Below are 26,179 nucleotides of genomic sequence, written 5' to 3'. Positions count from 1 at the left end.
GGGCTTGGCTTTGGTCCTTGCATATAGGAAGCAATCCACCGGGGCCAAGGGGCAATGCCGATTCGCCCCTCAGAACGGAGAATGCGCGATGACACCACGCTACGGCGACCCGCGGGAGCAGGGGCGCAGCTATCGCCGCAGACCGGGCGCCTATGCCATCCTGCTGCGCGATGCCCGGTTGCTTGTCACCCATCAAAGCGCGCCGCAGGATGAATTCCAGCTTCCGGGCGGCGGAATTGACCCGGGCGAAAGCCCGCTGCGCGCCCTTCACCGCGAAGTGTTTGAGGAAACCGGCTGGCGCATTGCCCCGCAGCGGCGGCTGGGGGCGTTCCGGCGTTTCACCTTTATGCCCGAATATGACCTCTGGGCGGAAAAGCTGTGCATCATCTATCTGGCCTTTCCGGTGCGCCGCCTTGCCCCTCCTTCCGAGGCCGGGCACAGCGCGCATTGGCTTACCCCGTCACGCGCCGCGCAACTGGTTGGAAACCCGGGCGATGCGGCGATGATCCGGTCTGCGCTGCGGGAATTTCTGGTATGAAGGCGCGAATTCGGGCAGATTGAGGAAAAACGAGCAGCTAATGACACTGATTCGCGCCGCACTTTTCGTCCTTCTGGGCACCGTTCTGCTGGCTTGCAGCAGCGGGCCACGCTTTCTGCATTACGATGGCCCGCAGGTAACGCAGATCCGCGTTCACAAAAGCGCCCGCGTGATGGAGCTGATGCATTACGATATGGTTCTGCGCAGCTATGAGGTGCAGCTTGGTGGCAACCCTTACGGCCACAAGATGTATGAGGGCGACCGCCGCACACCTGAGGGCGAGTATATCATCGACCGCCGCAACCCGCGCTCGCGCTTCCATCTGTCGCTGGGTATCTCATACCCGAACGAGGCCGATGTCACCCGCGCCGTGGAAAACGGCTGGCGCCCGGGTGGTGACATCTTCATCCACGGGCGCGGGCCGAACGTGGGCCGCCCGCGCGGAGACTGGACAGACGGTTGCATTGCCGTGCGGGATCGCGAGATCGAGGTAATCTATTCGATGGTGCGCGACGGCACCCCGATCTCGATTTATCCCTGAAATGGCCTGATGGGCCGGGTTTGCTGAACCGGCGGGCGCCGTTCAGCGCCCGGGCATACCGGCCATCTCAGCCGGTGCGCCGGTGGTCAGTGTCCACCACAGCTTGCCATTGGATTCCTGATGCCACGCAAAACCGATCTCACGCATCCGCGGCTCCATCAGAACGGAGCGGGTTTCGCGCTGCCCCAGCCATGCGGTGAGGGTTTCCAGCTCGGTTTCAAAGGTTTCCGAGATCAGCTCACCCAGGAACTGCCCCTGATAGCCAACCCGCTGCACCCGGTCGATCGGCGAAGAGCCGTCTGAACCGAAATGCCAGGGCCGGCTTTGAACGGACATATCGCGCGCATGCGTGGCCGCCGCACTGGTAAGCTGGGCGTTCAGTTCGACCGGCGACAGGCCCTGCTGGCCGCGCACGGTGTTGATCGAATCACGCATACGCACCTGAATTTGCGCCACATCGCTGCCCGTAATGCGGTACACAGCGGGGACGGGCCGCCCGTCCGGGCCCATGCGCTGTGCGGCGGGTTCTGCACAGGCGGAAAGCATGGCAAGAGCGGCGAAGGCATAAAACAGTGGCTTGGTCATGGCGATCCCGATGAAACATTGATGTTTTGCCATACCGGCTACTGCACGAAAGTTCAAATGCAACTCGTTGTGAGGCTGAAGGGTTCCGTTGCGAGCGCGGCAATTATGACATATAGGGAAGACTGATTTTGCGTATCATAAGGTATGGGCAAATGACCTCCGATCCTCGCAAAGGGCTTAGCCGCCGCAATTTTCTGATTTCGACAGCCGCGACCGGGGGCATGCTTGCCGCGCCTGCGGTTCTGGCGCAGACCACGGCCATGGAAGACAGCACCGAGATAGAAACCACCGTGCGCGAAAGCACACGGCGCAATCTGTCCAGCTTCCGCACGCTGCACTGGCGCGATTTCTTCTCGAATCTCAACAACGGCGCCATCCTGTGCGACATCGACAGCCGCTGCGTGCATTTCTGGTCTGCCGATGAAAGCATCTACCGGCTTTATCCGTCATCGGTGCCGCTGAGCGAGGATCTGACGCGGCGGGGCACCACCCAGGTTATTCAGAAGGTTGACGGGCCGTCATGGCGCCCCACACCGGCCATGCGCCAGCGCAATCCTGAGTGGCCGGAATTCGTGCCGCCGGGCCCCGATAACCCGCTTGGCACCCATGCGCTGTATCTTTCCTGGACCTATTACCGTGTCCACGGAACGCATGACACGCGCAAGATCGGGCGGCGTTCGTCGAATGGTTGCATCGGTCTTTACAACGAACATATCGCCGAGCTGTTCGGCTATGCGCGCGTCGGCACGCAAGTGTTGCTAATTTGACGACACGGCGCCGGAACAAGGCTATTTCCAACACTTGACCCGTTGCTTTTCTGTCCGCAAGGTGGTTTCAGACAGAATACGAGGTATCGTCTTGGGTGCGCATATCGTCCTCAACAAACAAAACGATCATGCGCGATTACTGGAGGTTAACATGAAGAAACTTGCTCTCGCCGCCCTGCTCGTGGTCGTCGGCACTGCCGCTATGGCCGGTTCGTACGTTGAACCGATCGTGGAACCGGAAGTGATCGTCGCTCACTCGTCTTCGTCGGTTGGTGGTGTGCTGATCCCGCTCCTGCTGCTGCTCGTTGTGGCTGCTGCGGTCGCATCCTGATTTTTCGCCCTCACGGGCGAGATCAGAAAGGGACGAAGGGTTAACCTTCGTCCCTTTTTCTATTTTTCGTTTCTATTCCGGGGCCGCTCAGGCCACCCAGCCCCGCAGGTTCTGGTCAATCACGGCGCAGAGCGCGTCGATATGGGCCTCTTCGTCATTCAGGCAGGGGATATAGGTGAATTCCTCACCGCCCGCATGCTCGAATGCCTCGCGGATTTCGCCCTGAATCTCTTCCAGCGTTTCAATGCAATCGGCCGAGAAAGCGGGCGCCACCACGGCGATGCGCTTCACGCCCTTTTTCGCCAATTCCGCGACATGCTCCACCGTATAGGGCTGCAACCACACTTCATTGCCAAAGACCGATTGGAAGGTGGTGTGGATCTTGTCCTTGTCCCAACCCAGCCGCTCCCGCAGCAGGCGCGTGGTTTTCTGGCACTGGCAATGGTAGGGGTCACCCTCCAACAAATAGCGGCGCGGCATCCCGTGGTATGAGGTCACCAGCACATCCGGCTTGACCGGCATTGCCGCCCATGCGCGCTCCACCGAACCGGCCAGCGCGTCGATATAAGCGGGCTGGTCGAAATAGGCGGGCACGGTGCGCACCGCGGGTTGCCATTTTTCCTTCATCAAAGCGCGGAAAAATTGGTCATTCGCGGTGGCAGAGGTGGCACCGGCGTAATGCGGGTACAGCGGGAAGAAAAGGATCTTCTCACAGCCCGCCGCCACCATCTCACGCACCTTCGATTCGGTCGAAGGGTTGCCGTAGCGCATGCAGAAATCAACCATCACGCCATCGCCCATGGCCTCCTGCATCCGTTGCGCGACCTTCACGGTCTGGTCGCGGGTAATGGTCATCAGCGGGCTCTCGTTCTTTTCCTTGTTCCAGATCAGGTCATAATCCTTACCCTTGGAAAACGGGCGCTTGGTCAGGATGATCAGCTGCAGAATCGGCTGCCACTTCCACCACGGGTAGTCGATTACCCGCTTGTCCGACAGAAACTCGCTCAGATAGCGGCGGATTGACCAGTAGTCGGTGCCATCGGGGGTGCCGAGGTTGGACAACAGAATGCCGATCTTTGCTTTGGCGACGGGCGGGTGGTCAGCGGGGGCATGCTGCAGGCGGCCCTCGCCGGGCTTGTCCTTGTGAACCGGGCACTGGCCGGGCTGGCTGGCTGGGTGGCTGTCACGCATGGCTTGCATCGCGTCCTTTTTCTGGTGTGGCCGTCAGATAGCGGGCCGGGGCATGGGGTCAATCGCCTGAGGCGCCGATATCGGGGCCAAGCGGGGTTTCTTTCGCGCCCAGGGCATCAGCCAGCCGCGCGGTGGCCGATCCGGGCCTGAGGGGTTGTTGCTGGGTATCCGCAGGTGCCCAGCCGGTCAGAAACAGGGTTTCCACGGTGGCAGGCAGGCGGCCCTGCGCATCGGCAAAGATGTCACGATAGAGCGCTTCAGCCCGGGCCAGCACGGCGCGCGGTATCGGCGCCCGCTGGCGCTGGGCCAGCGCGTTGCTTTCGCCCATCGCGCGCAGATCGCTCACCAGATGGCGGAGATCCCGGTACAGAACACGGCGGCTGAAGCTGTCGGCCACCGGCAGCGCCAGCCCGGCGCGCTGCAACAGCGCCCCCAGATCGCGGATTTCGCCCATCGGCAGAACCCGGGGCGAAAGCGTGCCGCGCAGGTCGCTTTCCGCCTGCGCGAGCACCGCGCGCAGCTCATGCAGGCTTTGCCCGCCGAACAGTGCGGCGATGAACAGCCCGTCCGGTTGCAATGCGCGGCGTGACTGGATGATCTGGCCCACCGGGTCATTGGCCCAGTGCAGGGCCAGCGCGTGGATCACCAGATCATGCGCGCCGGGCTCCAGCGCAAGGGTCTCATCATCGGCGACGATTCGCGCACCGGGCAGGATATTGCGCCAGACTTCGGGAAAAGGGGTCACGACAGCCGGTGCCGTAAAGGTTCTGTTAACCTCTTTGAGTCTTTCCTCAATCTCACCGGCCACGTCCTCGTGCAGAAACAGTGCCGGGGCGCGGCGGGCGCGGGCACGAAAACGCGTCAGGGCGGTGCGGTCGGTCAAGGCCGGGGTCATGTGCCCCTGATTGGCCGCGGGGCGGGCGTTGTCAAGGGAAAGCAAGGTCGCATGCAGGGGCAGAAGGGGCGGTTGGCAGGGGTGGTTGAGCGTGCGGGCACCACGGCGGTGCGTGCGCTCAGGCTGGTCTATCCGCCGCAATGCCTGACCTGCGATGCCGCTGTGGGCGAAGAGGGCACTCTGTGCCCCTCCTGCTGGGGCGAGACGCCCTTTATCGCCGGGCTGGTCTGCGACAAATGCGGCATTCCGCTGCCCGGTCAGGATGAGGGTGAGGTGGTTCTCTGCGATGATTGCCACCGGATCGCACGGCCATGGGGCAGGGGGCGCGCGGCGCTGCTGTATGGCGACAAGGCGCGCCAGATCGTGCTGGGCATCAAGTACTATGACCGCCACGACACGGCCCTGCCCGCAGGGCGCTGGCTGGCCCGCGCCGCCGCCCCCCTGATCCGCGCCGACACGCTGGTCGCCCCGGTGCCGCTGCACTGGTGGCGCCTTTTCCGGCGCCGCTACAACCAGTCGGCGCTTCTTTCTGCCGCGCTTGCCCGCACCGCCGGGCTGGACCATTGCCCCGATCTGCTGATCCGCAACCGCCATACCGGCACGCAGGACGGCCGCACCCGTGAGGGGCGCTTTGCCAATCTCTCCCGGGCGATCAGTGTGCATCCGCGGCGTGCGGGGCTACTGGCGGGGCGGCATGTGCTGCTGGTCGATGACGTGATGACCTCAGGCGCGACCCTCGCCGCCGCGGCCGAGGCCTGCTTTTCCCAGGGGGCAGATGCCGTGGATGTCGTTGCCCTGGCGCGGGTGGGCCGCAACGAGCAGGCGTGATTTTTCCCTCCGGGCGGTTCACAGTGGCCCGGTTCCGCATTACATCGGTCTGATGCGTTGAGATGGGAAGCAGATATGCAAAGCGTTGAGATCTACACCTCGCCCACCTGTGGCTATTGCCATGCTGCCAAGCGCCTGCTGCGCGGGAAGGGGGTCGATTTCACCGAAATCGACATCCGCGCCCATCCTGAGCGTCGGGCAGAGATGATCAACCGCGCCGCCGGCGGGTACACCGTGCCGCAGATATTCATCGGCGACACCCATGTCGGTGGCTGCGATGAGCTGTTCGCGCTTGATAACCGTGGCGGGCTGGACCCGCTTCTGGCCGGGGCCTGAGGGCGATGCGCGCGGCGCTGGTGCAGCTTTCGGTCAGCGATGATCCGCAGACCAACCTTGGCCTTGTGCGCGATGCCGTGCGTCAGGCGGTTGCGGGCGGCGCGGGCTTTGTGCTGACGCCTGAGGTGACGAATTGCGTCTCCTCCAGCCGGGAGCACCAGCAGCGGGTGCTCAGCTTTGAGGAAGACGACCCGATGCTGGCGATGCTGCGCGAGGAGGCCGCGCGCGCCGGGATCTGGCTGTTGGCGGGCTCACTGGTGCTCAAGACCCATGATACTGACGGCCGCTTCGCCAATCGCTCTCTGCTGATTGACCCGGCAGGCGCGGTGGTGGCGCGCTATGACAAGATCCATATGTTCGATGTGCAGGTCTCGGAAACCGAGATCTACCGCGAATCGGCGGGTATCCGGCCCGGCGACCGCGCGGTGGTGGCGCAGACACCCTTTGCCACGCTGGGGATGAGCGTCTGTTATGACATCCGCTTCCCCCATCTCTACCGCGCGCTGGCGCAGGCCGGGGCGCAGGTTCTGACCGTGCCTGCTGCCTTCAGCACGGTGACGGGTGCTGCACATTGGGAGGTGCTCCTGCGCGCCCGGGCCATCGAGACCGGCTGCTATGTGCTGGCCCCGGCGCAGACCGGGAACCACCCCAACGCACAGGGCAAGCCCCGCGCAACCTGGGGGCATTCCATGGCAGTCGCCCCCTGGGGTGAGGTGCTGGTGGATGGCGGGACGGCGCCGGGCATTTTCTTCGTCGATCTCGATATGGCTGAGGTGGCCCGCGCCCGCACCCGGGTGCCCGCGCTGTCGCACGACAGGCCCTATACCGGGCCTGAGGGCGGCGGGGGCGCACAGTGAAGGCCGCCGACGACCTCGCCGTCGCCCTTTTCGCAGAGCTGTTCATGGTCGAGCAACTGGCGCGGGCGCGGCTGTCAAAGGTGCTGCCCAAGGGCATGGAGCTGTCCCATTTCAGCGTGCTCAACCATCTGGCGCGGATGCAGGAAGAACGGACACCGGCGCAGCTGGCCAAGGCGTTTCATGTCACGCGCGGCGCGATGACGAACACGCTGACCAAGCTGGAATGGGCCGGGCATGTGCATATCCGGCCGGACTGGGACGATGCGCGGCGCAAGTTCGTGGCGATCAGCCCGGCGGGCCGCTCGGCACGCAACGCGGCGTTGCAGTCCATCGCGCCGGTCATCGCCGATCTGGTGGAATCGCTGGGGCTGGAGCGGGTGCGCGCGGTGCTGCCGGTGCTGCGTGAGCTGCGCTCGGAGCTGGAAAAAGACGACTGACACCAGCCTGCCGCCCTCTGCCCCGGGCGGGTAAGGGGGCTTTCCACCCCCTCTTGGCCTGCAGCCAATTCACCCCCCGAGGATATTTCCGAACAGGTGAAACGGGGTGCGCCGCGCCCTTTCATCTTGCCGGAAATACGCTGGGGGTGAATGCCCCGGACGCAGGCCGGGGCAGAGGGGGCAACGCCCCCTGCGCTTTTTACTAAAAGGGGAGAGGGCGGTGCCCCCTCAAGGGCGCGTGCGCGTCCTTTCTGCGATGGGAACCGTTCCGGCGGGTCTGGTGCTGGCGGTGACGTAATTCACCGACAGATCGCGCGCTGACAGCGACCAGCTCCAGGTGATGGGGTTGAAGACCATGCCCTTGCGGTCAACCGGCGTCAGCCCGGCGCGGCGCAGCAGTGCGTAAAGCTCATCCGGCGTGATGAATTTCTGCCATTCATGCGTGCCCTTCGGCAGCCAGCGCATGATATATTCAGCGCCGACAATCGCCATGGCGAAGCTCTTCGCATTGCGGTTAAGCGTGGAGCAAAGCATCAGCCCGCCCGGTTTCAGCAGCTGGTGGCAGGCGGTCAGGAAGGCCAGCGGGTCGGACACATGCTCGACCACCTCCATGTTCAGCACGGCATCGAACTGCTCGCCCGCCGCTGCCAGATCCTCGGCGCTGGTGTGGCGGTAATCAATGCTGAGCCCCGATTGTTCGGCATGGATCTGCGCGACCGGAATGTTGCGTTCGGCGGCGTCGGCCCCGACCACTTGCGCCCCAAGCCGCGCCATCGGCTCTGACAGAAGCCCGCCGCCGCAGCCGATGTCCAGAATCCGCAGCCCTTTGAAGGGTTGCGGCTGCGTCAGGTCGCGGTCAAACTCGGCTGCGATCTGACTGGTGATGTAATCCAGCCGGCAGGGGTTGAGCATATGCAGCGGTTTGAACTTGCCATGCGGGTCCCACCATTCCGTGGCCATGGCTTCGAATTTGGCGATCTCGGCGGGGTCGATGGTGGTGGTCATCGCGGTCTCCGGTATCAATGGTTTTTGCTCTGTTCCCATGGAACGCGGCCTTTTACGGGTATATAGAACGGAATATGGACAAGTCCCCAGAGCAAAACAGCGCTGTTGCGGTTCTTTATCCGGCGATCGAGCCTTTCGATCGGCGCATGCTTGATGTCGGGGACGGCCATCAGGTCTATGTCGAGCAATGCGGGCGCCCTGACGGCGTTGCGGTCATCGTGCTGCATGGGGGGCCGGGGGGCGGTGCCAGCCCGGTGATGCGGCGCTTTTTTGACCCTTCGGTTTACCGTGTGGTGCTGTTCGATCAGCGGGGTTGCGGCCGCTCGCGCCCGCATGCCTCGGTCGAGGCGAATACGACACCGCATCTGATTGCCGATATCGAGCGCATCCGCACCACGCTGGGGGTGGAGCGCTGGATCGTCTTTGGCGGAAGCTGGGGTGCGACGCTGGCGCTGGCCTATGCGCAGGCGCACCCGGCGCGCGCGGCATGGCTGGTGCTGCGCGGCGTCTTTCTGGGCACCCAGCGGGAGCTTGACTGGTTTTATGGCGGGGGTGCGGGGCGGTTCTTTCCTGATCTCTGGGCGCGATTTATTGAGCCGGTTCCGGTGAAAGAGCGTCATGACCTGATCGCCGCCTATCACGCGCGTCTGTTCGGCGGGGTTTTCGCGCAGGAATCGCGTTTTGCGCGGGCTTGGGCTGAGTGGGAGAATGCGCTGGCCACGGTGGAAACCCGCCCCGGCCACGACGCCCCCGTTGATTATGCGCGCGCCTTTGCCCGGCTTGAGAACCATTATTTCACCAACGGCTGTTTTCTGGGGGAAGATGGCGCGTTGCTGGCCGGAATGGACCGGATGGAAGGGGTGCGCGGCACTATCGTTCAGGGCCGCTATGACATGATCTGCCCGCCTGAAACCGCCTGGGCGCTGCACCGCCGTTGGCCGGGCAGCGAGCTGCGCATGGTGCCGATGGCCGGTCATGCGCTGTCTGAGCCGGGCATAGCGGCAGAACTGGTGCGCACGATGAACCGTCTGCGCGCGGAAATGGCCTGAGGCCCGGGAACGGGCGCTTCAGTCCAGCAGCACTTCCACGATTTCGGTGCGTTGCAGGAAGAAGCGGTTGTCATCAGAGATGATGGTGGCGCGCAGCCGCCCCGCTCTGGTGCGGGTAATCGAGATGCCTTCGTGGTTATCCAGCGTGCCCGCCGCGGTTTCAAACAAGGTTTCAGGCTGATCCCAGCGCCCCGGCCGCAGACGGCTGATTCGCGTGGCGAAGCTGGGGACGCGGAAGCGGCGTTCAAGCAGGTAGAGGTTTCCATCGGGGCCGAAGTCGGCGCCGACCGGGGCGAAACCGTTGCGCGCGGGAACATGGCCGATAATGGTCCAGCGGTCATTTTCAAAGCGGAAAAGCGGGAAGCTTGTGGTCGGCGATTCCTCGGGCAGGGTATAGAGGCGGCCCTGCGCATCGATTGCCAGCGCCTCAAGCCCGCCATTGCCGGGCATGTGGCGGAAATCCCGGTGGCGGGGGAGGATGCGGGCCGGGGAATCAGGCGTTTCATAGGCCGCGACGCGTGTGCGGCGCCCGCCCTCGAACGCGACATACAGGGTGCCGTCAGCGCCCAGGGCGATGCCCTCGCTGTCGCCGGGAGGGCCGGAAAGCGGATTGCCCTCAGGGTCGCGCAACTGGTGGATGCTGCGGGTTGTGACGCCGGTAATGCGCTCATGCGCATCGCGCGCGAGCTGGCCGGTATAGACAAAGGCGCGGTCGCTCAGCGCGATGAAATCAAGCCCGTTGGGGAAAAGATGAATCGCCGAAAAGCCCCCGAAACTGTGCCCGGAGCCACGCCAGACATAGATCGGCACCGTATCGGCGTTCAGCGGCGCCTGGGCCGAGCCTGCCAGCGGAAAAAGGGCAACGGTGGAAAGGGCAAGGAACTGGCGGCGGGTCGGATGCATCAGGGTTCTTTCGCGGTTCAGTCGGTAACTAGGGGCCGGGGCGTGGAAAGGGAAGGCGTCTGCGCCATTGCGCTTGCATTTGCGGGCGGGCGGGCCTATATGGCCCATGAAAGCGGCGTTTCGGGGTCCAAACCTGAAGCTCCACCGGTACGCACACACGGGCCGCTTGGCCCGTTTTTTTGTTCTGGAGGTCTGCAATGAGCGAGACTGGCAGCCCTGTCGGCGATCTTGTCGCCCATGCCGCTATTGACCGGAGGCTGGCGGAAATCGTCCAGCCCGTGATTGAGGGTCTGGGGTTTGAACTGGTTCGGCTGCGGCTGATGTCAGGCAAGACCCGTATTCTGCAGATCATGGCTGACCGGCCCGAAGGCGGGATCGAGGTGGATGATTGCGCCGAAATCTCGACCGTGGTTTCGGCCGCACTGGATGTCGAAGACCCGCTGGAAGACCCCTATCTGCTGGAAGTGTCCAGCCCCGGGATTGACCGGCCCCTGACCCGGCTGAAGGATTTCGAGGTCTGGGCGGGTTATGAGGCCAAGCTGGAAACCTCGGAACTGATCGACGGGCGCCGCCGCTTCAAGGGTGTGCTGGCCGGGGTTGAGGGCAATGAGGTGCTGATCGAGATTGAAGAGGGCACCATCGGGCTGGAATTCGAGTGGCTGTCGGACGCCAAGCTGGTGCTGACGGATGAACTGATCGCCGAGACCCTGCGCGCGCGCAAGAACGCGGGCGTCATCAACGAAGCCGATTTCGACGAGATTGAAACCGACACCGCTTCCGAGGAGGAGTGACACATGGCCATTACCAGTGCAAACCAGCTGGAGCTGTTGCAGACCGCCGAGGCTGTGGCGCGTGAAAAGCTGATCGACCCGGAACTGGTCGTACAGGCGATGGAAGAAAGCCTCGCGCGGGCGGCAAAGTCGCGTTACGGCGCGGATATGGACATCCGCGTTCATATCGACCGCAAGACCGGCCGCGCCAGCTTTACCCGCGTGCGCACGGTTGTGGCCGATGAGGAATTTGAAAATCACCACTCCCAGCTGACGGTTGAGCAGGCCAAGGCGCATCTGACCGACCCCCAGATCGGCAATGAGCTGCGCGAAGAGGTGCCGCCGGTCGAACTGGGCCGCATCGCCGCGCAATCGGCCAAGCAGGTGATCCTGCAAAAGGTCCGCGAAGCTGAGCGTGACCGCCAGTATGAGGAATTCAGGGACCGCGCGGGCACGATCATCAACGGGGTCGTCCGCCGCGAGGAATACGGCAATATCATCGTCGATATCGGCCGTGGCGAAGGCATTCTGCGCCGCAACGAGAAGATCGGCCGCGAAAGCTATCGCCCGAACGACCGTATCCGCTGCTTCATCAAGGATGTGCGCCGCGAGGCGCGCGGGCCGCAGGTGTTCCTGTCGCGCACCGCGCCTGAGTTCATGGCCGAGCTGTTCAAGATGGAAGTGCCGGAAATCTATGATGGCATCATCGAGATCAAGGCCGTCGCCCGTGACCCCGGTTCGCGCGCCAAGATTGCCGTGATTTCCTATGACGGCTCCATCGACCCGGTGGGTGCCTGTGTGGGGATGCGCGGCAGCCGTGTGCAGGCCGTGGTGAATGAGCTTCAGGGCGAGAAGATTGATATCATTCCGTGGAATGAGGATCAGGCGACCTTCCTGGTGAACGCGCTGCAGCCCGCCGAGGTCTCCAAGGTGGTGATCGACGAGGATGCGGGCCGCATCGAAGTGGTGGTGCCCGATGAGCAGCTTTCATTGGCAATCGGCCGTCGCGGCCAGAACGTGCGGCTGGCAAGCCAGCTGACCGGGCTGGACATCGATATCATGACCGAAAGCGATGAGGCCGCACGCCGTCAGGCCGAATTTGCCCTGCGCACCAAGCTCTTCATGGATGAGCTGGATGTCGATGAGATGATGGCGCAGCTTCTGGTGGCCGAAGGCTTTACCGATCTTGAAGAAGTCGCTTATGTCGAGCTTGACGAGCTGCTGTCGATCGACGGTTTCGATGCGGACACCGCCAGTGAGTTGCAGGCCCGTGCCCGTGACCGGCTGGAGGCGATCAGCACCGCCGCGCTGGAAAGTGCCCGCGCGCTGGGCGCCGAGGACAGCCTGATCAACTTTGAGGGGCTGACCCCGCAGATGCTTGAGGCGCTGGCCAAGGACGACGTCAAGACGCTGGAAGATTTCGCCACCTGCGCCGACTGGGAACTGGCCGGTGGCTGGACCATGGCGGATGGTCAGCGCGTCAAGGACGACGGTGTGCTGGAGCCCTTCGAGATGAGCCTCGAAGAAGCGCAGCGGCTGATCATGACAGCGCGCGTGATGCTCGGCTGGGTTGACCCGGCCGATCTGGAAAAGGACGAGGCCGAAGAGGCCGAATCAGAGGATGATTCGGAAGCTGAGGCGCAGGCGTAAGGAACCGGACCATGACCCGCGGCGGCAGGGCGAAAGACACGCTGGACGAAACGGACAGCCCCGAACGGCGCTGCATCGTGACCGGCGAAAGCCAGCCGATCGGGGGGCTGATCCGGTTTGTGATCGGCCCTGACGGGATGGTGGTGCCGGATCTGGCGGGCAAGCTGCCGGGCCGCGGGATCTGGGTTTCGGCTGACCGGGGGGCGCTGGAGCAGGCGGTAAAACGCAAGCTTTTCGCCCGCGCCGCCCGCCAGCCGGTTCATATACCAGACGAGTTTCCTGATCTGGTGCATGATTTGTTGACGCGGCGGGTCATTGACCTGATCTCGCTGGCGCGTAAATCAGGGCATGCGGTGGGTGGCTATGAGAAGGTGCGCGACTGGCTCGCGCGCGGTGATGCGCGGATACTGATACAGGCGCATGACGGCTCGGCACGGGGCAAAACCAAGCTGCGCCCGCCTGAAGGGCAGGACCGTCACATAACCTGCCTTTCGGCGCAGGAATTGGGTTTGGCTTTCGGTCGGGAACATGTGATACATGCCGCGCTTGCCGCTGGCGGTCTGACCGTGCGTGTAGTAGAGGAAGCGGCAAAGCTTGCGCGGATGCGCGGGCAGATCGGCGTATTGGTCGCCGGAGAGGATTGACGAGACGCATGAGCGATACAGACGGTAAAAAACCCCTTGGGCTGCGCGGCGGTTCGACTCCCGGTCAGGTGAAGCAGAGCTTCAGCCACGGGCGGACAAAGGCTGTTGTGGTCGAAACCAAACGCAAGCGCGTTGTTGTGCCCAAGCCGGGTGCGACTGGCGCTGGCGCCGGGGCAACCAATACCAATAAGCCGCAAGGCCCTGGCGCGGGTCCGACCCGCCGCCCGGCCGGGATTTCCGACGCCGAGATGGACCGCCGTCTTGCCGCTGTGCGCGCCGCCAAGGCGCGTGAAGCCGATGAGGCTGTCGCGCGCGCTGAAGAAGAACGCCTGCGCGAGGAAGAGCGCGAGCGCCGCCGCGCCGATATCGAAGCGCGTGAGCGCGAGGAGCGTGAGCGCGAAGCCGCACGCAAGGCCCGCGAAGAAGAAGACGCGGCCCGCGTTGCCGCCGAAGCCGCCGCTGTGGCCAAGACCGCCGAGCCCGCGCCTGCCGCTGCACCGGCCCCCAAGGCTGAGCGCCCTGCGCCTGCTGACCGCGGCTCGCCCAACAAGCCCGCTGCCACGCCCGGCCCGCGCAAATCCGAGCGTGAGCGCGAAGAGCGCGATTCGCGGAAGGTGCGCGAAGATGGTGGCCGCCGCGCCGGCAAGCTGACCCTCTCCGCCGCACTGGAAGGCGAAGGCGGGCGCCAGCGCAGCATGGCTGCGATGAAGCGCAAGCAGGAAAAGGCCCGCGCCAAGGCGCTGGGTCTGGGCCAGAAGTCTGAAAAGCAGGTGCGCGAAGTGCGCCTGCCGGAAACCATTGTCGTTCAGGAACTTGCCAACCGGATGGCCGAACGCGCCGCCGATGTCGTCAAGTCGCTCATGAAGATGGGCATGATGGTCGCCATGAATGAAACGATCGACGCCGATACGGCCGAGCTTGTGATCGAGGAATTCGGCCACAAGGTTCTGCGTGTGTCGGATGCCGATGTGGAGCAGGTGATCGACAAGGTCGAGGATGCGTCCGAGACCCTCAAACCGCGCCCGCCGATCATCACCATCATGGGCCATGTCGACCACGGCAAAACCTCGCTTCTGGATGCGATTCGCAAAACCAGCGTTGTCTCGGGCGAGGCGGGGGGCATCACCCAGCATATCGGCGCCTATCAGGTGCAGACCGATTCCGGGGCCGTGCTGACCTTCCTCGACACGCCGGGCCACGCCGCCTTCACGTCGATGCGGGCGCGCGGTGCGCATGTCACCGATATTGTGGTGCTGGTGGTGGCTGCCGATGATTCGGTCATGCCGCAGACCATCGAGGCGATCAACCATGCCAAGGCCGCCAAGGTGCCGATGATCGTGGCGATCAACAAATGCGACAAACCTTCGGCTGACCCCAACCGCGTACGCACCCAGTTGCTGCAGCATGAGGTCGTGGTCGAGGCGATGTCGGGCGATGTGCAGGATGTCGAGGTTTCGGCAATCACCGGCAAGGGGCTTGATTCGCTGCTGGAAGCCATCGCGCTGCAGGCCGAGATTCTGGAACTGAAAGCCAACCCTGACCGCGCGGCGATGGGTGCGGTGATCGAAGCCAAGCTTGACGTCGGCCGTGGCCCTGTGGCCACCGTGCTGGTACAGTATGGCACCCTGCGCAAAGGCGATATCTTTGTCGTCGGCGAGCAGTGGGGCAAGGTGCGCGCGCTGATCGATGACAAGGGCGAGCGCGTCGACGAAGCCGGGCCTTCGGTGCCGGTTGAAGTGCTTGGCCTGAACGGCACGCCGGAAGCAGGCGATGTGCTGAACGTGGTGGAAACCGAAGCGCAGGCGCGCGAAATCGCTGACTACCGCGAGCAGGCCGCCAAGGACAAACGCGCCGCTGCCGGTGCTGCCACGACGCTGGAACAGCTGATGGCACGCGCCAAGGCCGACAAGGACGTGTCCGAGCTGGCGGTGCTGGTGAAGGCCGATGTGCAGGGCTCCGCCGAAGCGATTGTTCAGGCGCTGGAGAAGGTCGGCAACGACGAGGTGCGCGTGCGCGTGCTGCATTACGGCGTGGGCGCCATCTCGGATTCGGATGTGGGCCTTGCCGAAGCATCGGGCGCGCCGATCATCGGCTTCAACGTTCGCGCCAATGCGACGGCCCGCAACGCCGCGCAGCAAAAAGGCGTGGAGATCCGCTATTACTCGATCATCTATGACCTGATCGACGACATCAAGGCGGCGGCATCGGGCCTTCTGAAGGACGAAGTGCGCGAAAAGTTCATCGGCTATGCCGCGATCAAGGAAGTCTTCAAGGTTTCTGGCGTCGGCAAGGTTGCGGGCTGTCTGGTTACCGAGGGCGTCGCCCGTCGGTCTGCCGGGGTGCGCCTGCTGCGCGACAACGTGGTTGTCCACGAAGGCACGCTGAAGACGCTGAAGCGCTTCAAGGACGAGGTGAAAGAAGTCATCTCGGGTCAGGAATGCGGTATGGCCTTCGAGAATTACGACGATATCCGCCCCGGCGATGTCATCGAGATTTTCGAGCGCGAGATTTTCGAGCGCAACCTCAGCTGATCGCTGCCAAGACAGATTCGAAGAAAAGGGCCGGAGCGATCCGGCTCTTTTTCGTTTCCGGAATGCCTGCTTGCGCAGAAGCCTGTTTGGTTGCCGCTGCGCGGCGCCGGGGGCGCTGCCCCCGTCCCTTCTGCTGCGCAGAAGGGACTCCCCCGGGATATTTCTGAACAGGTGAATGAGAAGCGCCGCGCGCCCCTTCATCTTGCCGGAAATACGCTGGGGGGTGAATTGGCCGCAGGCCAAGAGGGGGGCAAAGCCCCCTGAAGGGCGCGCACGCGCCCTTCGCCCGGTTGGGGTGCAGTCTCAGCCGCGGTCAGCTTCACCAAGGACCGGGGCGGGAAGGTCAGAGGCGCAGCGCTCACCGTCGATCACGAAGGGCGAGCGCACCCCTTTCATGCTTCCCAGATCCAGCGCCATCCCGCGCGCGATGACCTGCGGGTCGGCAAAGACCTCGTCCATCGTGTTGATCGGCCCGGCGGGAACGCCCTGTGCCTCGCAGGCGGCAAGCAGGTCGGCCTTGGTGCGGGTCCGGGTGGCGGCGCTCAGTGCGTCGGACAGGGCGGCGCGGTTCTTTACGCGGTCAGCATTGATCAGGTAATCGGGATGGGTGATCAGCTCTGCCAGACCCAGCAGACCGCAGAGGCGATGGTACTGGGAATCGTTGCCGGTTGCGATGATGATATGCCCGTCAGCGCATTCAAACACCTGATAGGGCACCAGATTGGGGTGGATATTCCCCGTGCGCCCTGGCGCTGTTCCGGTTGTCAGGTAGTTCATCGCCTGATTGGCCATGACCGAAACCGCCGAATCCATCAGACTCAGGTCCAGATGCGCGCCGCGCCCGGTGCTGTGGCGCTCATGCAGCGCGGCCAGAATGGCGGTGGCGCCGTAGACCCCGGTGAACAGGTCGGTCACCGCGACACCAACGCGGTGCGGCTCGCCCTCAACCGGGCCGGTGATCGACATCAGCCCGGACATGCCCTGAATGATATAGTCATAGCCTGCGCGATGGGCATAGGGCCCGTCCTGCCCGAAGCCGGTGATCGAGCAATAGATCAGTCGCGGGTTGAGCTGCGCGAGGCTCGCGTAATCCAGCCCGTACTTCTTCAGCCCGCCGACCTTGAAATTCTCGATGACGACATCCGCATCCGCCACCAGCGCGCGCACCTTTTCCTGCCCTTCAGCGGTGCGGAAATCGGCGATGACCGAACGTTTCCCACGGTTGGCGGCGTGGAAATAGGCGGCGACAGGCTCCCCTTCGCGGTCAATGAAGGGCGGGCCCCAGCGGCGGGTATCGTCGCCCTCGGGCGCTTCGACCTTGATCACCTCGGCGCCCAGATCGGCCAGGGTCTGCCCGGCCCAGGGGCCGGCAAGAATGCGCGCAAGTTCGATCACCCGCACGCCCGACAATGGTTTCGCGCTCATGGATTACTGCCCGCCCGCGTTGGCGATCGCCGTTTCGAACTCGGCATAGCTCATGTTGCTGTAGAGCCGGTCATTGATCACGAATGACGGCGTGGAGCGGATGCCGTGGCGTTCCGCATTCACGCGGTAAACCTCCATCAGCGCGGTGGCCATGTCGCGGTCTGCAAGACAGGCGTTGAGCTGGTCATCGCTCATTCCGGCGCGGCGGCCGATGCGGCGCAGGTTGCTGGCAACCTGTGCGCCGTCCTGCGCGCCTGCCCAGTCCCGCTGTTCACTGTAGAGCATTTCGGCGATGCCATGGTAGCGCTCAGCCCCGCCGCAACGCGCGACCAGTGCCGCCCAGAGGCCATAGGCGTCGAAATAGACTTCGCGTTTGATGTAATGGACCTGATCGGTATCGACGTAATTCTCGATGATCTGGTTATAGACGCCCTGATTGAAATTCGCGCAATGTGGGCAGGTGAACGAGGAATATTCGACAATCGTCACCGGCGCATCGGGGTTCCCCATGCTCATTTCCACCACCTGCGAGACATCGGGTGCCTCGGTCGCATCGGTGGCCGACTGGCTGCTTTGCGCCGTGAACTCGGTCACGCCGGGCGTGGTATCCGCCGCGCGGTTGCCGCTGAGGAAGGCATAGCCCCCCACCGCAACCGCCACGACGGCGGCGCTGATGATCAGCATGTTCTTCTGCATTCTTTATCCTCTCATTCGATCACCGGCTTATGGCCGCCGATGCCTTTTTTTCGTGTCAGAACGTTTTCGGCAAGGCGCTCTAGGGCTTCTTTCAGCCCGTTGTCGCCCACGCCGTCGGTGAGGGTGCCGACCACCTGCCGCGCCCGGCTCAGAGCCTGGGGCGAGGGGGCGGCGATATTGGGGTTGGTAAAGGGTGTCTGCGCCTCGGCAAAGCCCTGCGCGGCGGTCTGGGTTACCTGCACGCGGGAGATGGCGGCATAGCCGTAGCAGGCGTTCACCCGCTCCTTCAGCGCGGGGAGTTGCATCTGTACCAAGGGCGCGGCAGCGCCCGAAGCCAGCACGGTGAGCGTGGCGCCCAGCCCGCCCTTGCCATAGCCCACCTTGACCGGGCGGCACAGCTCGGCCAGATCGCGCCCGGCGATCTCGGGCCAGTGGGTCAGCAGGCGGGTGATGGCAAAGCCGCGGGTTTCACCTGCCTTGCGAATCGGCTCACGCAACAGGCCCGCAGCCGGTTCAAAACCGCGCATCCGCCGGGGCTTGCTGGACGGCCGGAACGGGATCGGCTTGCCGGGATCGGAAGGGTCGGACATCGGATGAACCCGCAGTTTGAAGCCGTGACTGGTGCCTTGCGGCGGTTACGCGCTATCTTACCCCTTTCGGCTGGCATGGCCAGTGGCCGGGGGGCAGGACTCGCGCGAATGTGTGACACGAATGAGGGAAATTGACGGACCCGCCTGCGCGGCCGCGTTGCTGCGCTGGTATGACGGCGCGGCGCGGGTTCTGCCATGGCGGGTGAGCCCGGCTGCGCGGGCAGCGGGGGCGCGCGCTGACCCGTATCGCGTGTGGCTGTCCGAGGTGATGTTGCAGCAGACAACCGTGGCGACGGTGCGCGATTACTTCCATCGGTTCACCGCGCGCTGGCCGGATGTCCACGCTCTTGCCGCCGCGCCTGAGGCTGAGGTGCTGGCCGAATGGGCCGGGCTGGGCTACTACGCCCGCGCCCGGAACCTGATCGTCTGCGCGCGCGCGGTTGCGGCGGCAGGCGGCGAATTTCCGCATGACCGCAAGGCATTGCAGGCCTTGCCGGGGATCGGAACCTATACCTCGGCGGCGATTGCGGCGATCGCCTATGATGCGCCTGAAACGGTGGTGGATGGCAATGTCGAGCGGGTGGTGGCCCGGCTTTTTGCTGAAACCGCGCCCCTGCCGCGTTCACGCCCGCGTCTGGCGGAACTTGCGGCGCGGCTGACACCGCAGCGGCGGCCTGGCGATTTTGCGCAGGCGATGATGGATCTGGGCGCCACCGTCTGCACCCCGCGCAGCCCGGATTGTGCGGCCTGCCCGGTGCAGGGGTTCTGTCACGCGCAGGCGTTGGGGATCGCCGCGCAACTGCCCGCCAAGGCCCCCAAGGCCGCCAAACCGCAGCGCCATGGACTTGCCTATATCGCCCGGCGCAGCGATGGCGCGCTGCTGTTGGAGACCCGTCCGCCGCGTGGCCTGCTGGGCGGGATGCCGGGCTGGCCCGGCACCGACTGGCCTGATGCTGCGCAGACCCCCACGCCCGCCCCGCCCCTTGCCGCCGACTGGCGCCTGACGCCCGGCACGGTGCGCCATACCTTCACCCATTTCCACCTGTCCCTGCAGGTTGCCATTGCCGAGGTGGGGCCGCAGGCCGAGGCCGGGCGCGGGCAGTTCCGCGCTGACTTTGACCCCGGCGCGCTGCCCACACTGATGCGCAAATGCTGGGATCACGCGCTTGCGGCATTTGGGGATATTGGAGGCGGCGCGCCGTTGCGATAACCTGCGCCAATTGCAAGGAGTTGCCCCGTGCCCCGTGACCCTGCCCGTATCGCTGCCGCCCTGCCGTTCTGGCTGTCGCTGGTCTTTGTGCCGCTGATTGCGGCGGGGGCGGCATGGGGCGGCTGGTGGCTGGCCCTGCCGCCGCTCTACGGTATCGGCATGATAACGCTTTTGGATTACATCACCGGCCTCAACGTCGAAAACCCCGATACCGAAACCCCGGTGACCGAGCTGTTCTGGTATCGGCTGATCACGCTGATCTGGCTGCCGGTGCAGCTGGCGCTGATTTTCGGCACCTTGTGGTGGGTCAGTGCCAGCGGTCATCTGGCGGTGCATGAGCTGATTATCCTGTTCTACGGCATTGGCGTGGCCTCGGGCGCGGTGGGGATCGTTTATGCGCATGAACTGTTGCATCAGAAGAACCGGGCAGAGCGCTGGCTGGGCGATCTGCTGCTCGCCTCGGTGCTCTACAGCCATTTCCGGTCTGAGCATCTGCAGGTGCATCATCGCTATGTCGGCACCCCCCGTGACCCGGTGAGCGCGCGCTACAATGAGGGGTTCTGGCGCTTTTTCCTGCGCGTGCTGACAAGCAGCCCGGGATCGGCCTGGCGTGCAGAGGGAGTAATGCTGAAGCGCAGGGGGCGGGGTATCTGGCACCTGTCCAACCCGTTCTGGCTTTACGCGGTGTTGCAGGCCGGGTTTCTGGCGCTGGCCTTCTGGATCGGCGGTTGGGCGGGGCTGGCGCTGTTCGTCTGGCAGGCCTTTATCGCCATCCTGCATCTGGAGGTGACCAATTACATCGAGCATTACGGGCTGACGCGGCGCTATCTGGGCGAGGGGCGCTATGAGCATGTCCTGCCGCGCCATAGCTGGAACGCTGCGCACCGGGCGTCAAACTGGTTGCTGATCAACCTGCAGCGCCATTCAGATCATCATTATAAGCCCGACCGCCGCTTTCCGCTGTTGCAGACCTATTCAGACGAAGAGGCGCCGCAACTGCCCTTCGGTTACCCGGCGCTGGTGGCGCTGGCGGTGGTGCCGCCGCTATGGCGGCGGGTGATGAACCCGCGCGTGCGGGCTTGGCGGCGGCAGTTTTACCCTGATATCCGCGATTGGTCGGCCTATAAGGCGGGGACTACGCCAATGCCGCGCGGCGCTTCCTGAAGAATGGGAAATGGGGGCCCCGGTTGCCCGGAACCCCCATCATCCCCCACGTGCCCCTTCGCACTACCCACGGGAATTCGGTATCTGTTCCGGGCCGTTCTGGCCCATGTGCCGAAGATGCCAGAATCAGCACCGTGAGGCAAAGGGCGAGTATGTGGGATTTTATGCAATAGGCGCGCGGTGGTCAGGCGTAGGCGCTTTCCTTGCCGAAATGCCTGCACAGCATGTAGTAAACCACCGGGCGGTATTTGTTGCGCTCTGAGCGGCCATAGGCTTCGATCACGGCGTTGATTGCCTCATCCAGTGCGGGGCTGTCGGACAGACCCAGCTTCTTGATAAGATAGCTTTTCTTGACGGTCTCCAGTTCACCGGGCTGAGAGGATGCCACGGTGGCGGCGTCGGCGTCATAGATGGAGGGGCCGCAGCCAATGGTAACCTTGGTCAACAGATCCATATCAGGCTCGATCCCGCATTTGCTGCGCAGATCCTCGGCAAAGCGGGCAATCAGTTCGTCGCGACGTCCCATATTCATTACTCCTTCACTGGTGGCGGGCATCATGTGTGCCGCACGGCCCGAGTTTAGGAAGCAAGTTTGACGTGCGACAAGGGATAAATCTTCCCGCAAGGGGGATTTCGCCGGTTCAGAAGCGTTCGGCACGCAGAATATGGGTGTCGGTCACGCTGACCACGCCGATATGGTCGTTCAGCAGGGGAAACAGCGTTTCAAGCAGGTGGTCCAGCCGGGCGGGGGCGATCAGGCAGATCACGGCGATCATGCCGCTGGCGCGACCGACGCCGCCTTCGCGTGTCCATTGCCCTGAACGGCCCGAACCGCCGAGCACCGGCAGGATGGTAAAGCCGGTGACCCCGGCCGCCGACAGGCTACGGGTGATCTGACTTTCCATCACCGCCTCGATCATGATTTCAACGCGCTTGGCCTCGTGCATCTTCATGGCTCAGCCTCCGGTAAGGGTGCTGGCCAGCGCCATATACAGCGGAATGCCCAGCGTCAGGTTGAAAGGGAAGGTGATGGCAAGCGCCAGCGTCAGGTACAGCGCTGGGTTCGCACGGGGCAGGGCCACGCGCATCGCCGCCGGAACCGCGATGTAGGAGGCCGAGGCCGCCAGCACCATCATCACCGCCAGCCCGCCCGCCGAAAGGCCAAGTGCCAGACCGGCCAGCGCGCCGAAGGCCGCGCCGGTCAGCGGCATCAGGATGCCGAAGGCCAGTACTCCCGGCGTGATGACGCCGCGCGAATTACGCAGGCCCCGGCCCGCGACGATCCCCATGTCCAGCAGGAACAGGCACAGCACACCTTTGAAAGGCGTCACGATCAGCGGCGCAATTTCATTCAACCCGCGCTCGCCCGTGATCCAGCCGATGGCGAAAGCGCCCAGCAGCAGCACGATGGAGCCGTTGAGCAGGATCTCGCGCCAGAGGTCTGGCGACATCTTGCTGCCAGAGGCGCTGCCCTTGCGCGTCGCCAGCCACAGCGCCGACACGATGGCCGGGGCCTCCATCACGGCGGCGACGGCGACCATATAGCCCTCGAATGTGATGCCGCGCGCCTGCAACAGGGTGGAGGTGGCGACGAAGGTGACGATCGAGATGGAGCCGTAATGCCCCGCAACCGCCGCCGCATCCAGGGCCGAAACACCGCGTGCCAGCCCGCGCAGCAAGGCATAGGCCACGAAGGGCAGCAGGAGGGACAGCACCAGCCCCATCAGCACCGCCATGCCCAGCCGCAGATCGGCGCCATGCTCGGCCACGCTGGCCCCGCCCTTGAAGCCGATGGCGAACAGCAGATAGAGCGACATGCCCTTGGCGATGGCCTCGGGAAAGGTCAGGTCAGAACGCGCAAGCGCCGCCCCCATCCCCAGCACGAAGCACAGGATGACGGGGGACAGCAGGTTTTGCCCGGCGAGCGAAAGTATCTGGTCCATGGGGCGGGTTCCGGGGGCAAGAATGCGCGCAAGAGATAGCGGGCGGCGGCGAGATGTCCAGCGGGTTCGCGCGCTTTTCGCATCAAAAAGCCCCCGGGCCTTGCGGTCCGGGGGCGTGTTCGGTGGTTCGCGGGGTCAGTGAAGCCGGGCTTCGACTGTTCTGATCGAGTCATCAATCAGTTTGCCCGCTTCATCCTTGTCGAGGTTCCGGGCGATCAGGTCTGCCGCGGCGGCAACGGCCACAGCGACGGCCTTGTTGCGGACCTCGCGCAGGGCGCCAGCCTCGGCCGATGCGATCTGATCATCGGCGGCTTTCAGACGGCGCGTGATCGAGGTTTCCAGATCGACGCGGGCCTGTTTGGCGGCCAGTTCGGCATCGGCCTTGGCCTTGGCGACAATCCGGTCTGCCTGTTCCCTGACTTCGGCCTTCTTGCGCTCGAACGAGGCGCGCAGTTCCTGCGCCTCTTCGCGCAGTTTGCGGGCCTCTTCCAGCTCGGCGCGGATCGTGACGGCGCGCTTGTCCAGCAGGCCGTTGATCAACTGCGGCACCTTGAAATAGATCAGGATGCCGACGAAGAGGATGAAGCCGATCGCAACCACAATGTCGGTATTGTAGAGCGAGAAGAAAGGCTTGCCTTCAACCGCCGCAAATGCCGGGCTGGCCGCGAGTGCCGCAATCAGTGCAGGACGCAGTTTCATGCCGCACCCCCTTTGATCCGCGCATTCACCGCCGAGGTTACCGAGCGGGCATCGGCTTTGACACCGAAAGCCGACATGATTTCCTTGGTCGCGTCCCTGGCGACCACCGTCACGGCCTCCATCGCGCTTTCGCGGATTTCACCGATCCGGCGCTCGGATTCGGCTGAGCGCGCGGCGATTTCGGCATCGGCCCTGGCAATCGCGATATCGAGATCCTTCTGGATCTCGGCGCGCGCCTCTTCGACGACCTTGGCTGCCGCCACGCGGGCGTCATCAAGCGCCTTGTGATAGGCGGCCTCGGCCTCGGCGGCCTGCATCTTGTAGGTCTCGGCCGCGGCGATATCGTTGGCAATGGTGCCCGTCCGCTCGGCCAGAACCGAACCGATCCGGGGCAGCGCCACGCGCGACAGGATCAGATACATCACGACAAGTGCAACCACCAGCCAGAGGATCTGGTTGGGGAAGGTCGCGAATTCGAGTTGTGGCATGCCTGCGCCGCCGGTAGCTTCAGGTTCCATGTCGTCCTCCTTGGTCACCGTATCCGCCGGATGGCTGCAATCGCAACCATCCGGGCGTAAGGATCACGGGGTTTGAAGGATCAGACGGCGAACATCAGCAGAAGGGCGACGAGGAACGAGAAGATCCCCAGCGCTTCGGCGAATGCGATGCCGATGAACAGCGTCGCGGTCTGGCCGGGCGCGGCCGAGGGGTTACGCAGTGCGCCGGCAAGGAAGTTGCCTGCAACGTTACCCACACCAACAGCAGCACCACCCATGCCCATGCAAGCCAGGCCAGCGCCGATGTACGCACCCATTTGAACGATATCGCCAGTCATTTCAGTAGCTCCTTACGTTTTTTGGAATTGGCAGAAAGAGTATCTGAGCCGGTGTCAGTGATGCGGATGCAGCGCGTCGCGCAGATAGACACAGGTCAGGATCGTGAAGACATAGGCCTGGATGACCGACACAAGCAGCTCCAGCCCGTAAACCGCCGTGACCGCGAAGATCGGCAGGATGCCGAAAATCCCCAGCGCCCCGGCAAAACCCGCAAACACCTTCACCACCGCATGCCCGGCCATCATGTTGCCGGCAAGACGGATGGAGTGGCTGAGCGGGCGCACGAAGTAAGAGATGATCTCGATCAGCGCGAGCACCGGGCGCAGGGCCAGCGGGGCAGAGGTGATCCAGAACAACTTGAGAAAGCTTGCGCCGTGCAGCACGAAGCCCAGCACGGTCACGGTGATGAACACCGCCATGGCCAGCACCGCCGTCACCGCGATGTGCGAGGTGGTGGTGAAGGCCCAGGGCAGCAGGCCCAGCAGGTTCGAGAACAGGATGAACATGAACAGCGTCATGATATAGGGGAAGTATTTCACCCCGTCATGACCCGCCACATCCTCAACCATCTTGTAAACGAAGGTGTAGAGCACTTCGGCAATGGACTGGCTGCGCGTGGGCACAAGCGCCCGGCCACGGCTGCCCGCAACCATCAGCAGCGACACCGCCAGAACAGTCAGCGCCATCCACAACGTCACATTGGTGATGGTGAACATGCCAACCGTATCGCCGCCCAGAAGCGGGCGCACGATGAACTGATCCATCGGATGAATGGCAAAACCGCCGGTATCTTCAGCCACGATCCTTTTCCCCTCGGTCCCGGGCGGGTTTTACCGCCTCTTCCTCGCTTTGACGCTGAACTTCGGCGGCGGAGCGCATCATCACGCGTATCCCGGCCGCAAAGCCCAGCAAAATAAACACCACCAGAAACAGGGGCCGCGTTCCGAAAAGCGCATCCAGCCCGTATCCGATGCCCAGACCGATCAGAAGACCGGCGACAAGCTCTGTCACCATGCGCCAGGCGTGCTGCGCCATCACATGGCTTTCCGCCTTCGGGGGCGGCGGCGTATGCGCCGCCTTCATCTGCTCGATCCGCTTGTCGAGCGCGCTCAGTCGCTCAAGATCATTCGGGTCGGACATGCGATGGTCCCCTCAGGACGGTCGGGCGAAAACTAGGCGCGGGGGGGGGCAGAGTCAAGCGCGATGATTTTCTAGTAAGAAATTGTAAAATAACGATAAAGTTTTTCTTCGTTCGGTGCCGCGCGGTGGTTTTGGCATCAGCGGTGGCCCCTGGGATATTCAACCGGATGGTTGACCAATTTCAAAGCCGCGCGCATGGTGCCGCCATGACCAACCCTGAAACCGCCCCGCTGGACACAATCTTCATGGCGCTTGCCGATCCCACGCGGCGGGCGATCCTGGCGATGCTGCTGGAAGATGACATGGCGGTCACCGATGTTGCCCAGCCGCTGCCGATGTCGCTGGCGGCGGTATCCAAGCATCTGGGTATTCTGGCGGGGGCCGGGCTGATCAGTCAGGAGAAGCGCGGGCGGGTGCGGTGGTGCAAGCTGGAGCCGGACGCGCTGAAGGCCGCCTCGGTCTGGATGCAGGCTTTCGGACAATTCGAGCCGGTCAATCTGGATGATTTCGAGCGCTTTCTTGAAGCCGAACTCGGCACCCCGGCTGAAGACGCGCCGGGCCCGCTTCATCTTGCCGGAAATACGCCCGGGGGGTGAATTTGGCGCAGCCAAAGAGGGG

General features: G+C 63.9%; 32 protein-coding genes. 16 read left to right on the top strand and 16 right to left on the bottom strand.

Translation table 11 applies throughout. The features are described from left to right. Positions 1-88 precede the first annotated feature (88 nt). On the top strand, positions 89-538 hold the full coding sequence (locus tag V7Q53_RS12500) for an NUDIX hydrolase (protein ID WP_333828891.1): 450 nt from the start codon (positions 89-91) through the stop codon (positions 536-538). Positions 539-578: 40 nt separating this feature from the next. Continuing rightward, positions 579-1,079 (top strand): L,D-transpeptidase family protein, encoded by a 501-nt coding sequence (locus tag V7Q53_RS12495; protein ID WP_333828890.1) that lies wholly within the window; start codon positions 579-581, stop codon positions 1,077-1,079. A 42-nt stretch (positions 1,080-1,121) separates the two neighbouring features. Here the strand turns inward: V7Q53_RS12495 and V7Q53_RS12490 are convergent, their stop codons facing one another. Further along, positions 1,122-1,664 (bottom strand): CAP domain-containing protein, encoded by a 543-nt coding sequence (locus V7Q53_RS12490; protein WP_333828888.1) that lies wholly within the window; start codon positions 1,662-1,664, stop codon positions 1,122-1,124. Positions 1,665-1,816: 152 nt separating this feature from the next. Between V7Q53_RS12490 and V7Q53_RS12485 the strand changes: the two genes are divergently transcribed. Further along, a complete protein-coding gene (locus V7Q53_RS12485; RefSeq protein WP_333828887.1) occupies positions 1,817-2,431 on the top strand; it encodes a L,D-transpeptidase in 615 nt (204 codons plus the stop codon). Positions 2,432-2,582: 151 nt separating this feature from the next. Beyond that, positions 2,583-2,762: a hypothetical protein gene (locus V7Q53_RS12480; protein ID WP_333828886.1), complete on the top strand. Its 180-nt coding sequence runs from the start codon at positions 2,583-2,585 to the stop codon at positions 2,760-2,762. 87 nt (positions 2,763-2,849) lie between these two features. On the opposite strand, the gene hemH is transcribed toward V7Q53_RS12480, so the two are convergent. Both hemH and V7Q53_RS12470 read right to left on the bottom strand, forming a co-directional pair. Then, entirely contained in the window at positions 2,850-3,953 is a 1,104-nt protein-coding gene (gene hemH / locus V7Q53_RS12475; RefSeq protein ID WP_333828915.1) for a ferrochelatase, read from the bottom strand. A gap of 58 nt (positions 3,954-4,011) precedes the next feature. After that, positions 4,012-4,848: a methyltransferase domain-containing protein gene (locus V7Q53_RS12470; RefSeq protein WP_333828885.1), complete on the bottom strand. Its 837-nt coding sequence runs from the start codon at positions 4,846-4,848 to the stop codon at positions 4,012-4,014. Positions 4,849-4,899: 51 nt separating this feature from the next. On the opposite strand from V7Q53_RS12470, the gene V7Q53_RS12465 reads away from it, so the two are divergent. The 4 genes from V7Q53_RS12465 to V7Q53_RS12450 all read left to right on the top strand — a co-directional run bounded on the left by V7Q53_RS12465 (position 4,900) and on the right by V7Q53_RS12450 (position 7,306). After that, complete coding sequence (locus V7Q53_RS12465; protein ID WP_333828884.1) at positions 4,900-5,676, top strand: ComF family protein; 777 nt, start codon at positions 4,900-4,902, stop codon at positions 5,674-5,676. Positions 5,677-5,751: 75 nt separating this feature from the next. After that, complete coding sequence (gene grxC / locus V7Q53_RS12460) at positions 5,752-6,012, top strand: glutaredoxin 3 (RefSeq protein WP_333828883.1); 261 nt, start codon at positions 5,752-5,754, stop codon at positions 6,010-6,012. A 5-nt stretch (positions 6,013-6,017) separates the two neighbouring features. Next, positions 6,018-6,869, top strand: coding sequence for a carbon-nitrogen hydrolase family protein (locus V7Q53_RS12455; RefSeq protein WP_333828882.1), 852 nt, complete (start codon positions 6,018-6,020; stop codon positions 6,867-6,869). Positions 6,870-6,913: 44 nt separating this feature from the next. After that, positions 6,914-7,306, top strand: coding sequence for a MarR family winged helix-turn-helix transcriptional regulator (locus V7Q53_RS12450; RefSeq protein WP_333828914.1), 393 nt, complete (start codon positions 6,914-6,916; stop codon positions 7,304-7,306). A 228-nt stretch (positions 7,307-7,534) separates the two neighbouring features. Here the strand turns inward: V7Q53_RS12450 and ubiG are convergent, their stop codons facing one another. Next, the gene (gene ubiG, locus V7Q53_RS12445) at positions 7,535-8,311 is read right to left on the bottom strand and encodes a bifunctional 2-polyprenyl-6-hydroxyphenol methylase/3-demethylubiquinol 3-O-methyltransferase UbiG (protein ID WP_333828881.1); all 777 of its coding nucleotides are present in this window, start codon (positions 8,309-8,311) and stop codon (positions 7,535-7,537) included. A gap of 74 nt (positions 8,312-8,385) precedes the next feature. On the opposite strand from ubiG, the gene pip reads away from it, so the two are divergent. Continuing rightward, complete coding sequence (pip, locus tag V7Q53_RS12440) at positions 8,386-9,360, top strand: prolyl aminopeptidase (protein ID WP_333828880.1); 975 nt, start codon at positions 8,386-8,388, stop codon at positions 9,358-9,360. An 18-nt stretch (positions 9,361-9,378) separates the two neighbouring features. On the opposite strand, the gene V7Q53_RS12435 is transcribed toward pip, so the two are convergent. Further along, positions 9,379-10,263 (bottom strand): esterase-like activity of phytase family protein, encoded by an 885-nt coding sequence (locus tag V7Q53_RS12435; protein ID WP_333828879.1) that lies wholly within the window; start codon positions 10,261-10,263, stop codon positions 9,379-9,381. Positions 10,264-10,460: 197 nt separating this feature from the next. Between V7Q53_RS12435 and rimP the strand changes: the two genes are divergently transcribed. The 4 genes from rimP to infB are packed head-to-tail and all read left to right on the top strand — an operon-like array spanning position 10,461 to position 15,858. Then, positions 10,461-11,054, top strand: coding sequence for a ribosome maturation factor RimP (rimP, locus tag V7Q53_RS12430; RefSeq protein ID WP_333828878.1), 594 nt, complete (start codon positions 10,461-10,463; stop codon positions 11,052-11,054). Positions 11,055-11,057: 3 nt separating this feature from the next. Beyond that, a complete protein-coding gene (gene nusA / locus V7Q53_RS12425; RefSeq protein ID WP_333828877.1) occupies positions 11,058-12,683 on the top strand; it encodes a transcription termination factor NusA in 1,626 nt (541 codons plus the stop codon). A gap of 11 nt (positions 12,684-12,694) precedes the next feature. Continuing rightward, complete coding sequence (locus V7Q53_RS12420) at positions 12,695-13,327, top strand: RNA-binding protein (protein ID WP_333828876.1); 633 nt, start codon at positions 12,695-12,697, stop codon at positions 13,325-13,327. A gap of 8 nt (positions 13,328-13,335) precedes the next feature. Next, entirely contained in the window at positions 13,336-15,858 is a 2,523-nt protein-coding gene (gene infB / locus V7Q53_RS12415) for a translation initiation factor IF-2 (RefSeq protein WP_333828875.1), read from the top strand. A 303-nt stretch (positions 15,859-16,161) separates the two neighbouring features. Here infB and V7Q53_RS12410 read toward each other — a convergent pair whose 3' ends face one another. The 3 genes from V7Q53_RS12410 to V7Q53_RS12400 are packed head-to-tail and all read right to left on the bottom strand — an operon-like array spanning position 16,162 to position 18,506. After that, positions 16,162-17,283, bottom strand: a complete 1,122-nt coding sequence (locus V7Q53_RS12410; protein ID WP_333828874.1) for a CaiB/BaiF CoA transferase family protein — start codon at positions 17,281-17,283, stop codon at positions 16,162-16,164. Between the two features lie 3 nt (positions 17,284-17,286). Continuing rightward, a complete protein-coding gene (locus V7Q53_RS12405; protein ID WP_333828873.1) occupies positions 17,287-17,979 on the bottom strand; it encodes a DsbA family protein in 693 nt (230 codons plus the stop codon). A gap of 11 nt (positions 17,980-17,990) precedes the next feature. Next, positions 17,991-18,506, bottom strand: coding sequence for a DUF721 domain-containing protein (locus V7Q53_RS12400; protein WP_333828913.1), 516 nt, complete (start codon positions 18,504-18,506; stop codon positions 17,991-17,993). A 184-nt stretch (positions 18,507-18,690) separates the two neighbouring features. Here V7Q53_RS12400 and mutY point away from each other — a divergent pair, with 184 nt between their 5' ends. Both mutY and V7Q53_RS12390 read left to right on the top strand, forming a co-directional pair. Then, complete coding sequence (gene mutY, locus V7Q53_RS12395; RefSeq protein ID WP_333828871.1) at positions 18,691-19,779, top strand: A/G-specific adenine glycosylase; 1,089 nt, start codon at positions 18,691-18,693, stop codon at positions 19,777-19,779. A 27-nt stretch (positions 19,780-19,806) separates the two neighbouring features. Next, on the top strand, positions 19,807-20,943 hold the full coding sequence (locus V7Q53_RS12390) for an alkane 1-monooxygenase (protein WP_333828869.1): 1,137 nt from the start codon (positions 19,807-19,809) through the stop codon (positions 20,941-20,943). Positions 20,944-21,127: 184 nt separating this feature from the next. Here V7Q53_RS12390 and V7Q53_RS12385 read toward each other — a convergent pair whose 3' ends face one another. The 8 genes from V7Q53_RS12385 to V7Q53_RS12350 form a co-directional block, all read right to left on the bottom strand. Beyond that, positions 21,128-21,469, bottom strand: a complete 342-nt coding sequence (locus V7Q53_RS12385) for a DUF2853 family protein (RefSeq protein ID WP_333828868.1) — start codon at positions 21,467-21,469, stop codon at positions 21,128-21,130. Positions 21,470-21,584: 115 nt separating this feature from the next. Further along, on the bottom strand, positions 21,585-21,896 hold the full coding sequence (locus V7Q53_RS12380) for a P-II family nitrogen regulator (RefSeq protein ID WP_333828867.1): 312 nt from the start codon (positions 21,894-21,896) through the stop codon (positions 21,585-21,587). Positions 21,897-21,899: 3 nt separating this feature from the next. Further along, on the bottom strand, positions 21,900-22,886 hold the full coding sequence (locus V7Q53_RS12375; protein WP_333828866.1) for a sodium-dependent bicarbonate transport family permease: 987 nt from the start codon (positions 22,884-22,886) through the stop codon (positions 21,900-21,902). A 135-nt stretch (positions 22,887-23,021) separates the two neighbouring features. Beyond that, positions 23,022-23,585: a F0F1 ATP synthase subunit B gene (locus tag V7Q53_RS12370; RefSeq protein ID WP_333828865.1), complete on the bottom strand. Its 564-nt coding sequence runs from the start codon at positions 23,583-23,585 to the stop codon at positions 23,022-23,024. Beyond that, entirely contained in the window at positions 23,582-24,103 is a 522-nt protein-coding gene (locus V7Q53_RS12365; protein ID WP_333828864.1) for a F0F1 ATP synthase subunit B', read from the bottom strand. Before V7Q53_RS12365 ends, V7Q53_RS12370 begins: the two co-directional genes overlap by 4 nt. Positions 24,104-24,183: 80 nt before the next feature. Next, positions 24,184-24,420 carry a F0F1 ATP synthase subunit C gene (locus V7Q53_RS12360; RefSeq protein WP_333828863.1) on the bottom strand — a complete coding sequence of 79 codons (237 nt, stop codon included), beginning with the start codon at positions 24,418-24,420 and terminating at the stop codon, positions 24,184-24,186. 54 nt (positions 24,421-24,474) lie between these two features. After that, positions 24,475-25,185, bottom strand: a complete 711-nt coding sequence (locus V7Q53_RS12355) for a F0F1 ATP synthase subunit A (RefSeq protein ID WP_333828912.1) — start codon at positions 25,183-25,185, stop codon at positions 24,475-24,477. 28 nt (positions 25,186-25,213) lie between these two features. Beyond that, complete coding sequence (locus tag V7Q53_RS12350; RefSeq protein WP_333828862.1) at positions 25,214-25,561, bottom strand: AtpZ/AtpI family protein; 348 nt, start codon at positions 25,559-25,561, stop codon at positions 25,214-25,216. A gap of 206 nt (positions 25,562-25,767) precedes the next feature. Between V7Q53_RS12350 and V7Q53_RS12345 the strand changes: the two genes are divergently transcribed. After that, entirely contained in the window at positions 25,768-26,157 is a 390-nt protein-coding gene (locus V7Q53_RS12345) for an ArsR/SmtB family transcription factor (RefSeq protein ID WP_333828911.1), read from the top strand. The last annotated feature ends 22 nt before the right edge of the window (positions 26,158-26,179 follow it).

Origin of the sequence: Pararhodobacter sp. (assembly GCF_036802785.1) — a bacterium.
In the GTDB taxonomy this organism is placed as follows: domain Bacteria; phylum Pseudomonadota; class Alphaproteobacteria; order Rhodobacterales; family Rhodobacteraceae; genus Pararhodobacter.
This window is presented reverse-complemented; position numbering and strand designations above follow the sequence as displayed.